Consider the following 11,924-nt stretch of genomic DNA (forward strand, 5'->3'; position numbering starts at 1 on the left):
TTCTCTTCCTCTAGGATGTCCTCATGGATAACACCTCTCATACCTCCTCGGTTACCCTTGGCAACCAGGTACGTCGCATTTTCCGACACCGTCTGCTGATTCTGCTGTCGGTTGTGGTTTTCGCTGTGGCGGGTGCCGTCTACGGCTACATGACCAATAGCAAGTACACTTCTAAGGCTTCGCTGGTTGTTTACCCGCTGGTGGTTGATCCCGCCGGTACCGGTAGCGCTAACTCCGCGAAGGTGGATATTGCGACCGAGTCTCGCGTTGCATCCTCTCGCGAGGTTGCACAGAACGCGGCAAAGTCTCTGATTGCTAATGGCGATACCCTCTCTGAGGCTCAGCTGACCAGCCGCCTCATGAACTCCGTCAAGGTGACCGGCACCTCCCAGACTGCTGTTCTGGATATTGAGGTGACCCGCCCCAACGGTACGGAGGCTGCACGTTACGCTAACGCTATGGCGAACGCATACCTGCAGGTTCGTTCCGAGTCGCTGAAGAGCAGCGTTGATTCTGCTCTGCACCAGATTGATGAGCAGATTTCGGCCCTCGAGGGTGATAACAACCGTGCGGGTCTGCTCTCTCAGTTGCAGGACCGTCGCGCTCAGATTCAGCTGACTTCCACCACCGGTGGTCGCGTGATGAGCGAGGCTCAGGTTCCTTCTTCTTCCTCGGCTCTTGGCCCGGTGAAGATGGGTATTGTTGGTGCTGTTGCCGGTCTGCTGATTGGTGCTGTGCTGGCGTACGGTCGTGACCGCACTATGCGTCACGTTGGTTACGCTGATCGTCTGGAAGATGCTGGTATCCCGGTTCACGAGCTGGGTTCCACTTCTGAGGCGAATGACGCGTTCATGCTGCTGCGCACCATTGGTGCTCCCGACGGCGACGTGAAGAGCGCTGGCGCTTCCGGCATTGTGATTCTGCCCGGTACTGACCGCGGTGTTGAGCACCTATACCAGATGCTGCAGCGTGTTCTGCCCACCGAGTACGCACGTTTCACCGATTACGCTTCGGTCCGTGACGCGCTGACCCGCCACACTCCCGAGTCGCTGGTTGAGAAGAGCGAGACTCCTCTGGTGATTAGCCTGAGCACCGCTACTCCCCTGTCGACTCAGCTGCGTTTCGTTCAGGCTGGCGGCGTTGCTCTGGTTCCGGTGACTGCGGCTACTTCTCTGCAGCAGGTTCGTGAGCTCTTCGCTCAGCTGGATCAGCTTGAGGGCGTGAACGCTTTGGCTGTGTTCCTGGACCGCGAGTAATTGCGAGTAATCGGGTTCTGTTGATGGATGCCTCGCTTCTGTGCGGGTTCGTCCTTCGTCCTTGAGCGTAGGGTGCGGTGACACCTGCTGAGGCGAATCTGTTGATGCAGGCGTTGCCGAACCCGTCAGCTCACCCTTATCTTCTCTTCTTACTTTTCTCTTGTATTGGGGCTTTAGGAGAACACTATGACTGAGGCAATTTCCTCTCAGGCACCGAAGAAGAAGCTTCTGCTGGTTTCTAGCAGTGGCGGGCACTTGAAGCATCTGACGGCTACTTCTGCTGCGTGGCAGAATTATGACCGCGTGTGGGTTAGCTTTAAACAGCCCGATGTGGAATCTTCTCTGGCTGATGAGAAGACCTATTGGGCTTATTACCCGACCACTCGAAATATTAAGAACGCTATTCGTAATCTGTTCTTGGCATTTCGTATTTTTCCGAAGGAACGTCCGGATGCGGTTGTTTCTGCGGGTGCGGGTGTTGCTGTTCCTTTCTTTGTTGCGGCTAAACTTTTTGGCGTAAAGACTCTTTATATTGAGTGTTTTGACCGCCCGACTCTGCCGACGATGACCGGTAAGATGCTGTACACCTTTGCTGATCGAATTATTGTTCAGAGCGAGGAACAGCAGGAGAATTTCCCTGATTCTCGTGTGATTCATCCCATTTTCTAAGAGTGATGAATTTATCCTGAAAATAGCGTCCTCGCGTGTGCTGAGGGCGTTATTTTCAGGGTATAGTATTTATTAATACATACAGATACGCATAAGTCGTGCGCTCCACTGTGGACTCACCATCCAAGCGAACTAACCACTCGCCAGAGAAGCGTATGCGGAGATTACTCACCATTTTCTCCGGCACGACGCCGCCGCGTATACCAATGATGCCCTCCGGATTTTTGCGTCAGGTATACGGGGTTACTACCGATAAATACATAGAGAGGAATAGGCTATGTCTATTCAGGACTTCCCCCACGTCAGCGTTGATACTTCCAAGTTCGACCTGCCCGTATTTACCCCTGCCGTCGCGCCCGTTCGTATTCCTACTAAGACGTACGATTTGGTGGTGTCCCTCGGCACCGACGTTCACACTTTTGATCGTCTCTTGCGTTGGGTTGAGGCTTATCTTGAGGCTCACCCCGAGGTCACCTGCCTCGTGCAGCATGGCCACACTGCGCCCATTAAGCACGCAGACAACCTTAAGCTTCTTCCCGCCTCCGAGCTGCTGGACTACTACGCAACCGCACGCGTAGTACTGGTTCAGGGCGGCCCCGGCTCCATCCAGGATGCACGCCGCACCGGCGCTCTGCCCCTGGCTGTTCCGCGCCGCGCAGAGTTCAATGAGGTCGTTGACAACCACCAGGTCCCCTTCACCGCTCTGATGGAGAAGCGCGGCCACGCTGTTGTCGTTGAGAGCCGCGAAGATCTCTTCGCTAAGCTCGATCTTGCCCTGGCGAACCCCTCCCTGTTCCGCACCGCTGAGCCTTACGTCTCCACCCCGGAGATTTCCGCAGCTCAGCTGGGTGAGGAACTGCAGGACCTGCTCGCCGGCAAGACCCACCGTAAGGATTCCTTCTGGGGCCGCCTGAAGCAGGCTGCTCGCGCGCACCGTGCGGGTAAGGCTGAGATGGCTCGCATCGACGCGATGGCTCCCAGCGCCTAAGGTTTTCTTGCTTTCTAAGCTCAGCATCCTCGTGATGCGGTGTGGGAGGTGCCCGGCCGGGCGCTTCCCACATTTTTAGACCGGCATGCGAATCCTCCAACCACCCTGTGAGAGGCTGTGGATGTTTTCCCTTGTTCACGGCATATTCTCAGGTGGATTCGCGTCTTTACATTGGTTGCGAAACCCCGCGCACCGTATCCTTAGAAGGGATAATGCGCGGGGTTTTCGCGCACTACGAAAGGAACAATTATGGCAGTTCAGGAATCGACCGTTATCAACGCAAGCGTTGAGCAGGTTATCGAGGCGTTCTCTAGCGAGGATTTCGCACGCTTCGTATGCTCCGAGGTTGGCGTGGAGTTCGGTAGCTTCTCCGTTTCCGGTGACACCTCCGCCGAGTTCACCGCAACCACCGAGCGTACCGTACCCGCTGAGCGCGTGCCGGACATCGCTCGTAAGTTCGTCGGCAACGGCGTTGCTATGACCCAGATGGACACCGTAAGCGCACCGGCTGCTGACGGATCCCGCACCGTTTCTACCGAGGTCAAGGTCAACGGCGTGCCCGTGTCCGCTCAGGCTACTCAGAAGCTGACCCCCGAGGGCGAGCAGACCCGCCTGGACGTCAACGGTGAAGTCTCCTGCTCCATCCCGCTGGTGGGCAAGAAGATTGCAGCCGCTGCTGAGCCGCAGGTTGGCCGCGTGCTGAAGGTTCTGGGCTCCTCCGCTGAGAAGTGGCTGGCACAGCGCTAAAGCTTATGAGACGCTCACCTTTGAGGTGTAGCTGATATACCGCCAATATGCAGAGAATCCCCGCCGTAAGTACTTACGGCGGGGATCCTCTTTGTGTCTTTATGAGTCTTATGAGCTCTAACGCACCTATGAAGGGGTAGGAGCGTTAGGAGGCGACGGTCGCCTCGGAGTATTCGCGTTCGCCAAGCAGCTCAGCAAAGCGGCGCATCTCTACGCGCAGGTCGTGCTCTGCTTCGAGTAGGTCAACGACCTTGCGCAGCTTGGTGCTGGAGGTGTGCTCGGTGTAGGGGAAGTAGTGTACTTCCACGCCGACCTCTGCGAAGCGTGCTTCCAGGGCATTGCCCTTTTCGGTGCCCTTCCAGTCGTCGCCCTTGAAGAAGACGTTGAAGGGCTTCTGCTTCCAGGTTTCGAGCTTGTCGGGGTTGGTTTCAACGTGCACTTCGTCCACGTAGTCGATGTGGCTGACGATGGCGGCACGCTCTTCGATGGGGATGACGGGGCGACGACCCTTGGTCACTTCCAGAACGTCATCGTGCACGACGCCGGCAATGAGGTAGTCGCAGTTTTCCTTAGCCTTGCGGAGAATCTCGAGGTGGCCGTAGTGGAAAAGGTCGTAGGCGCCTGCGGCGTAGCCAATAATCATAGGGCTTCCTTGTGGTTGGTAGCGGCGATGGTTATTCCGGTGTGGTTGAAGTACCGGAGGGTGAGAAACGTATCCGCGGTCTAGGGTGAGAGCATGAGATGAAACGAAGAATGTGCAATATTGAGAAAATATTTTCTTATATTGCCCTATTTCTTCGCGCTGTTGCCTTAGAACGTGCGGGTCCGAAAAGAGTTTCTCGAGGGTGCTGGTTGGGCGCCCTTCGTCCTTTTATTTTACCAGTCACCTTTTTGAAGGAAAAAGGAAAAGATATAAATATGAGGCGGATACGGTGTAGTATCCGCCTCATATTTTCATCCTATTGATTTAAATCAAAGAAAACTTATATCAAGAAAGGGCAGGGGGTAGATTCTCAGCTCGGGTCTCGTTCGGTGCTTACCGCTAAAAGTTCATCAAAAAATATTACACATAAATGCAATATATTGTCGATGGTTCCATTCGGTATTTTCGATTGGCGTTCAAATACTAGCTACTCCCCCGCCGTTTCCACTACATTCTCAGCGAAGAGTTAGTTCTTGGCTGCCGCTTCCTTAGTGGCTTCTTCAACAGCAACCCACGAGAGCATTGCGCACTTCACGCGCGCCATGAACTTCGAAACGCCGGAGAAAGCCGCCATATCGCCGTACTCCTCTTCGTCCAGAGTCACCTTACCGCGCGAACGCAGCATCTCGCGGAACGCATCCACGTGGCTCTGCAGCTCGGAGGTGGTCATGCCGGGAGCCATTTCAGAGAGCACGGAAGCGGCAGCCATCGAAATGGAGCAACCGTCGCCTTCCCAAGAGATCGACTCGATGGTCTTCTCGCCATCCTTCAGCTCGTCAGAGAGCACCACGCGCAGGTTGATTTCGTCACCGCAGGTGGGGTTGTACTGGTGGTTATCGGCGCTTGCGTGGCCGGCGGGTACCTCTACGAGGTGCTCGCCGCTACGCTGCTTGGAATGCTCCAGAATGATTTCCTGGTACAGGGATTCAAGAGACACGGTGTTCTTCTTCCGTCAGTTGGTCTGTCTGAAAAATTGAGGCGTTAGCTTCTAACGCGTCTACGTTTAGAACCCGAAGTAGGGGCGCACCTCGGCAAGTGCCTTCAGGAAAGCGTCCACATCTTCGGTGGTGTTGTAGATGTAGGTGGATGCACGGGTCGAGGCGGTCACACCGGCGCAGCGGTGTAGCGGCTGGGCGCAGTGGTGGCCCACGCGCACAGCGATACCCTGGGTGTCGAGCAGCTGGCCCACGTCGTGCGGGTGCACACCCTCAATGGCGAGGGCTACCAGGCCGGCACGCTTGGAGGGGTCGGCGGGGCCGAGCAGGCGCACGCCCTCAATCTTCTGAACACCCTCAACCAGGCGAGCGCCCAGTTCGTGCTCCCATGCCTCAACGTTCTCCATGCCCAGGTGCTGCAGGTAACGCACGGCGGCGGCGAAGGCGACTGCCTGCGAGACGCGCTGGGTACCTGCCTCAAACTTGATGGGGGCGGGCATGTACTCGGCATCCTGCAGACCCACGCGGGTAATCATGGAGCCACCGGTCAGGAAGGGCGGCAGAGCTTCGAGCAGTTCAGCACGGCCGTAGAGAGCACCGATACCGGTGGGTGCCAGCATCTTGTGGCCGGAGAACGCCGCAAAGTCGACGTCCAGGGCGTGGAAGTCTACGGGCATGTGCGGTACGGACTGGCAGGCGTCCAGCACAACGAGCGCACCGTACTTGCGTGCCATGGCGACCATGCGGGGCACATCGGTAATCGCGCCGGTCACGTTCGAGACGTGGGTAAACGCCACGATGCGGGTCTTCTCGTTGATGATGCCCTCGGCAGCAGCGTAGTCGAGCTGACCGTCCTCGGTGGAGGGGATGTGGCGCAGGATCGCGCCGGTACGCTGAGCAAGGATCTGCCAGGGGATGAGGTTCGCGTGGTGCTCAATCTCGGTGGTGACGATTTCATCGCCGGGACCCAGCGCAAAACGCTCGGCGGCGGGACCGCCGATACCCTGCGAGGCGTTACCAATGGAGTAGGCAATCAGGTTCAGCGCCTCGGTTGCGTTGGAGGTCCACACGAGCTCTTCATCAGTGGCGCCAACGAAGTTCGCAACGGTGATGCGCGCGTCCTCGAACAGGTCGGTTGCCTCAACCGCGAGGGTGTGTGCGCCACGGTGTACAGCAGAGTTAGCGTGCAGGTAGAAGTTACGTTCAGCGTCGAGCACCTGAAGCGGTTTCTGACTGGTCGCCCCCGAATCCAGGTAGACCAAGGGATGCCCGTTGACCTCAGTGTTGAGGATCGGGAAGTCCTGGCGAAGCTGGCGTACGATCTCGTCGCTCAGCGGGGTGTTGGCGGGGGTGGAGTATTCAGCCACGGGTACCTTCTTCTCTCGCTTATACGCTCCACGGGTCGGGTATTTTCCCGTCGTGGAGCGTATAACGTCATTCTTTTCTAGCTTATTCCCTCACCGGGCTCTTGCATAGTTAGGTAGAGCCTAGTTCACACATCGGCCCGCATCATGCATTACCCCAGTTCAGTGTTGACCCAGTTCAGTGTTTACCCGGCACGGGTCATACGGCTAGGAACCTGCGCCGTGGTAGCGCTGCTGGGTTGCCAGCAGGCCTTCCTTTACGAGCATCATGGTTGCATCCGCTGCGTTTGAGATGAGGAAGGGCAGGTCCTTCGCTTCAGTGCTACTGAAGGGCTTGAGCACGAAGTCTGCGGTGTCCATGCGTCCGGGAGGACGACCGATGCCGGTGCGAACACGGTAGTAGTCCTTGGTGCCCAGCGCTTTGGTGATATCGCGCAGACCGTTATGGCCGCCCTCTCCCCCACCAATCTTGAGCTTAATGGTGTCGAAGGGGATATCCAGTTCATCGTGCACCGCGATGATACGGTCGGGGTTAATATCGTAGAACTGGGCTAGAGCCGATACCGGGCCGCCCGAGGTGTTCATATAGGTCAGGGGCTTGGCCAGCACTACCTTGGGTCCGCCTATACCCAAACGTCCTTCCAGCACCTGGGCGCGCGCGCGTCCGTGCTTCTTGAAGCCACCGCCTACTTCACGCGCCAGTTCATCAACCACCATCTGGCCGATGTTATGGCGGGTTTTCTCGTACTCCGGGCCCGGGTTCCCCAGACCAACAATGAGCCACGCATCAGACATATCTTCGCCCTTTCCACGGCGCTGTAAAAGGTTTTTAGAAAATTCATGGACTACACCATTCTATGAGTATGGCCCGCTACCACCTCAGAAGAGAGGTAGCGGCGGGCCATCCACAAATCATTGTTGCGCTAGGCGCAGGGCGCGGTCTAGTGCTTTGAGTTATCTGAGTCGTGAGCTTCGCCAGCCTGATCTGATTCCTCGGAAGCTTCAACGATGTCACCCTCGGGTGCGTTTTCGCCTTCTTCACCGGGCTCGGGAACGTCGAGTTCCTCGGGCTCAGAAACGTTAACGATCAGCAGTTCAGCGTCTGCAACCAGGGTTACGCCTGAGGGCAGTTCAACGTCTGATGCCAGAACGTGAGCGCCAGCTTCGCGGCCTTCGATGCTCACGGTCAAAGCTTCGGGTGCCTTCAGTGCGTCAGCTTCAACCAGAAGAACGGTTTCTTCCTGGTTAGCAACGGCGCCAACAGCAGGCTCGCCTTCAACGTGTACAGGAACCTCAATCTCAACGCGCTCGCCGCGCTTAACGGTCAGCAGGTCGATGTGCTGCAGTTCAGGGCGGATTGCGTGACGCTGGATGTCCTTGATCATTGCGAGGTGTGATTCACCTTCGATGTCGAGGTCGAGGATAGCATTGGGGACGCGGGCAGCCAGGGTGGTTGCGTGGCCGGGGAGTACTACGTGCTTGGGCTCTTCGCCGTGGCCGTAGATGACGGCGGGGATGTCGCCTGCCATGCGGATGCGGCGCGCGTAGCCCTTGCCGAAGTCGCTACGTACGGTAGCTGAAATTTTGATGGTATCTGACATGAGTTGTCCACCCTTTCTTGGTTAGAAGTTATGCGCCAAGTGGAATAGGGACTGGCGCCAGAAATCTCTTTCCAACCAGCCACCGTCAGTTACGGACCTACACGTTTCGTGTATTCCACCGCCTTGGCCAAGACAATATTGTACAGGTTCCCGGCTCTTCTTCAAGGGCCGGGAACCTGTGATATGGCGCTTTTCACGCCTTTTATGCTGTTGTCAGCAGATATAGAGCCAATTCCTTAGAGGATTAGGAGCCCATTTCTGCCAAGTAGGCGGCAAGCGCCTCGCGGTGATCGCGCGGGGTGAAGCCTGCAGCAATCAGCTTGGACAGGTCCATTGCCGAGTTCGTCGGACGGTGAGCGAAGAGCTCAGCGTTGGCGAAGTATTCCTCGGTGGTGGTGTCGCTGACTCGTGCCGGGTCGTGGCCGGTGCCCTCGTACACCGCACGAGCGAACTGTGCCCAGTTGATGACTTCACCGGTGTTCGACACGTTGTAGGTGCCGTATTCAGCGCCGGAGAAGAGCAGGTGCAGAGCAGCAGCTGCCAGGTCCTGGGTGAAGGTCGGGCGGCCCCACTGGTCGGCGACCACGGACGGGTCGATACCGCGCTCAGCCAGGGATGCCATGGTGCCAACGAAGTTCTTGCCGGCGCCAACAACCCAGCTGGTGCGCAGGGTGTAGTGCTTACGCCATGCGGCAGCGGCAACCTCACCGGCAGCCTTGGACGCGCCGTAGACGCTCAGCGGTGCCAGGGGGTAATCCTCCGGGTATTCCTCGCCCAGGGGCAAGGAGCCGTCAAAGACGTAGTCGGTGGATACGTGAACCAGCGGCAGGTTAGCTTCTTCACAGATGGAGGCAAGAGCGCTCACGCCTAGGGCATTAGCTGCCCAGGCGTCGCAGCGACCCTCGGGGGTTTCAGCCTGATCCACTGCGGTGTACGCTGCAGCGTTGATGACCGCGCGGAAGGAACGCCAACGGAATGCGTCGCGCCACTGCTCGGGCTTGCCCAGGTCGAGGCGGTCGCGATCCACAGCCAGGAAGGGTACGTTCTGCTCGGTGAGCTGGCGAACCAGCTCGGTGCCGAGCTGACCGCCCGCGCCAATGATCAGGATCGGGTCGGCTTCCAGGGGCTTGATCTCGTTCAGACGCGGGTGGTTACGGTCCTTCTCGGAGAGCTCTGCCTTCGCCAGGTCGATGGGCCAGTCGATTGCGACGGTCTCATCGGCAAGGTTCAGGAAGCTGTAGCCGGATACTGCGTCCGCCGACCAGTGGTCGTTCACCAGGTAGGTGTAGGCGGTGTTCTCTTCCAGGGTCTGGAAGGAGTTACCCACGCCGCGGGGCACGAAGATTGCGGTGTCCGGGCCCAGCTCCACAGTGACGACCTTGCCGAAGGACTCGCCCGCACGCAGGTCAACCCACGCACCAAAGATACGGCCGGTCGCAACAGAAACGTACTTATCCCACGGCTCGGCGTGGATACCGCGAGTGGTACCTACCGAAGCGTTGAACGAGATGTTGTTCTGGACGGGGTTGAAGTCGGGCAGACCGGCGGCGAGCATCTTCTCGCGCTGCCAGTTTTCCTTGAACCAGCCGCGGTTATCGCCGTGAACCGGCAGGTCAATAATGAGCAGACCCGGAATCTCGGTTTCAGTAACCTTCAATTCCTTGGTCATTACTGGCCAGCCTTTGCGTACTTAGCCTCAACCTCAGCCTTCAGGGGCTCCCACCAGCCGCGGTTGTCGGTGTACCACTTAATGGTGTCGGCAAGACCGGACTCGAAGTCGGTGAACTTCGGCTCCCAGCCGAGCTCTGCACGCAGGCGGCTACCGTCGATTGCGTAGCGCAGGTCGTGACCGGGACGGTCAACCACGTGCTCGAAGTCGTTCTCATCCTTGCCCATCAGGCGCAGGATGGTGCGCAGAACGGTGATGTTGTTCTCTTCGCCGTCTGCACCGATGAGGTAAGTTTCGCCAATCTTGCCCTGCTCCAGGATGCGCAGCACAGCAGAAGAGTGGTCGGATGCGTGAATCCAGTCACGAACGTTCAGGCCCTCGCCATACAGCTTCGGGGTCAGGCCCGAGAGGATGTTAGTGATCTGGCGGGGGATGAACTTCTCGATGTGCTGGTAGGGGCCGTAGTTGTTGGAGCAGTTAGAGATGGTTGCTTCAATACCGAAAGAGCGGACCCATGCGCGCACGAGCAGATCGGAGCCTGCCTTAGTGGAGGAGTAAGGGGAAGAGGGGTTGTAGGGGGTGGTTTCGGTAAACTTTGCCGGATCGTCCAGCTCGAGGTCACCGAAGACCTCGTCGGTGGAGATGTGGTGGTAGCGAGTGCCGTGCTTACGGACTGCTTCCAGAAGGCTGAAAGTACCGATGAGGTTAGTGTGAATGAACGGTTCGGGGTTGGACAGGGAGTTGTCGTTGTGCGATTCCGCTGCGTAGTGAACGACAGCGTCTGCCTTGCCGACCAGCTCGTCAGCCAGCTCGCGGTCGGCAATGTCGCCTACGACGAGCTTGAAGCGGGATTCGGGAAGACCCTCCAAAGACGCAGCATTTGCGGCATAGGTCATCTTATCCAGCACAGTAATAGTGTGATCAGTGTTATCGATGAGGTGGTGAACAAAGTTCGAACCAATAAAACCGGCGCCGCCGGTAACAAGAATGTGAGCCATACGGTAGATTTTACCTGGCTAAACAGTGATTTTTATGCCTCAACAAAGAGATAAACATGACACAATAAGAAGTTATGAAGGGAATTATTCTTGCCGGCGGTACCGGAAGCCGTTTGCACCCTATCACTCAGGGCATTAGCAAGCAGCTCACTCCGGTCTATGACAAGCCGATGATTTACTACCCGCTGTCCACTCTCATGCTGGCGGGTATCCGCGATATTTTGATTATTACCACTCCTGCCGACCAGGAGCAGTTCCAGCGACTGCTCGGTGACGGTTCCCGTTTCGGTATTAATCTCGAATACAAGGTGCAGCCTTCCCCGGACGGCCTGGCACAGGCATTTATTCTGGGTGCCGACTTTATTGGCAATGACCCTGTAGCGCTCGTGCTCGGTGACAATATCTTCTACGGTCCCGGCCTGGGTACTCAGCTTGCCACCTACGAGCAGAAGGACGGCGCAACCGTCTTCGCTTACCGGGTTGCTGATCCTCGCGCCTACGGCGTGGTGGAGTTCGACGAGAACTTCAACGCACTGTCCATCGAAGAGAAGCCCGAGAACCCCAAGAGCGACTACGCTATTCCGGGTCTGTACTTCTACGACTCCAAGGTTGTAGAGTATGCACGTCAGATTAAGCCTTCTCCGCGCGGTGAGTTGGAAATCACTGACCTCAACCGCGTCTACCTGGAACAGGGTAAACTGAAGGTTGAGGTTCTGCCTCGCGGTACCGCGTGGCTCGATACCGGAACCTTTGATTCACTCGCTGATGCCACTAACTTCATCCGCACTGTTCAGAGCCGTCAGGGCCTGTCAGTTGGTTGCCCGGAGGAAATTGCGTGGCGTCACGGTTGGCTTTCCGACGAGCAGCTCCGCGAGATTGCTACCCCGCTTACCAAGAGTGGTTACGGTAGCTATCTGCTCGGCCTGCTCCGCTAAGCCTCACACCGCAACCCAGGGGATATACCGTATCCCTTCACCGCCCGCGGCAGCACTCC

General features: G+C 57.4%; 12 protein-coding genes. 5 read left to right on the forward strand and 7 right to left on the reverse strand.

Annotation, left to right across the window (positions count from 1 at the left end; genetic code table 11):
- The first annotated feature begins 23 nt into the window (after positions 1-23).
- The 4 genes from LPB405_RS02640 (at position 24) to LPB405_RS02655 (ending at position 3,660) form a co-directional block, all read left to right on the forward strand.
- Positions 24-1,256 (forward strand): Wzz/FepE/Etk N-terminal domain-containing protein, encoded by a 1,233-nt coding sequence (locus tag LPB405_RS02640; protein WP_049341605.1) that lies wholly within the window; start codon positions 24-26, stop codon positions 1,254-1,256.
- A 186-nt stretch (positions 1,257-1,442) separates the two neighbouring features.
- Positions 1,443-1,925, forward strand: coding sequence for a PssD/Cps14F family polysaccharide biosynthesis glycosyltransferase (gene pssD / locus LPB405_RS02645; RefSeq protein ID WP_012904005.1), 483 nt, complete (start codon positions 1,443-1,445; stop codon positions 1,923-1,925).
- A gap of 277 nt (positions 1,926-2,202) precedes the next feature.
- A complete protein-coding gene (locus LPB405_RS02650) occupies positions 2,203-2,913 on the forward strand; it encodes a glycosyltransferase (protein WP_012904007.1) in 711 nt (236 codons plus the stop codon).
- 249 nt (positions 2,914-3,162) lie between these two features.
- Entirely contained in the window at positions 3,163-3,660 is a 498-nt protein-coding gene (locus LPB405_RS02655) for a DUF2505 domain-containing protein (RefSeq protein WP_012904008.1), read from the forward strand.
- 145 nt (positions 3,661-3,805) lie between these two features.
- Here LPB405_RS02655 and LPB405_RS02660 read toward each other — a convergent pair whose 3' ends face one another.
- The 7 genes from LPB405_RS02660 to rfbB all read right to left on the reverse strand — a co-directional run bounded on the left by LPB405_RS02660 (position 3,806) and on the right by rfbB (position 10,930).
- On the reverse strand, positions 3,806-4,303 hold the full coding sequence (locus LPB405_RS02660) for an adenylyltransferase/cytidyltransferase family protein (protein ID WP_012904009.1): 498 nt from the start codon (positions 4,301-4,303) through the stop codon (positions 3,806-3,808).
- 526 nt (positions 4,304-4,829) lie between these two features.
- Positions 4,830-5,300, reverse strand: coding sequence for a Fe-S cluster assembly sulfur transfer protein SufU (sufU, locus tag LPB405_RS02665; RefSeq protein ID WP_005506960.1), 471 nt, complete (start codon positions 5,298-5,300; stop codon positions 4,830-4,832).
- 66 nt (positions 5,301-5,366) lie between these two features.
- Entirely contained in the window at positions 5,367-6,665 is a 1,299-nt protein-coding gene (locus LPB405_RS02670; RefSeq protein ID WP_219101821.1) for a cysteine desulfurase, read from the reverse strand.
- A 204-nt stretch (positions 6,666-6,869) separates the two neighbouring features.
- Entirely contained in the window at positions 6,870-7,457 is a 588-nt protein-coding gene (gene pth, locus LPB405_RS02675; RefSeq protein ID WP_012904011.1) for an aminoacyl-tRNA hydrolase, read from the reverse strand.
- 146 nt (positions 7,458-7,603) lie between these two features.
- Positions 7,604-8,263, reverse strand: a complete 660-nt coding sequence (locus LPB405_RS02680) for a 50S ribosomal protein L25/general stress protein Ctc (RefSeq protein ID WP_012904012.1) — start codon at positions 8,261-8,263, stop codon at positions 7,604-7,606.
- Positions 8,264-8,507: 244 nt separating this feature from the next.
- A complete protein-coding gene (locus LPB405_RS02685; protein WP_049350006.1) occupies positions 8,508-9,932 on the reverse strand; it encodes a sugar nucleotide-binding protein in 1,425 nt (474 codons plus the stop codon).
- Positions 9,932-10,930, reverse strand: a complete 999-nt coding sequence (rfbB, locus tag LPB405_RS02690) for a dTDP-glucose 4,6-dehydratase (RefSeq protein ID WP_044142793.1) — start codon at positions 10,928-10,930, stop codon at positions 9,932-9,934. Before rfbB ends, LPB405_RS02685 begins: the two co-directional genes overlap by 1 nt.
- A gap of 74 nt (positions 10,931-11,004) precedes the next feature.
- Here rfbB and rfbA point away from each other — a divergent pair, with 74 nt between their 5' ends.
- Positions 11,005-11,865: a glucose-1-phosphate thymidylyltransferase RfbA gene (rfbA, locus tag LPB405_RS02695; protein ID WP_219101822.1), complete on the forward strand. Its 861-nt coding sequence runs from the start codon at positions 11,005-11,007 to the stop codon at positions 11,863-11,865.
- Positions 11,866-11,924: the final 59 nt, after the last annotated feature.

The organism is Rothia mucilaginosa, from assembly GCF_019334805.1.
In the GTDB taxonomy this organism is placed as follows: Bacteria; Actinomycetota; Actinomycetes; order Actinomycetales; family Micrococcaceae; genus Rothia; species Rothia mucilaginosa_C.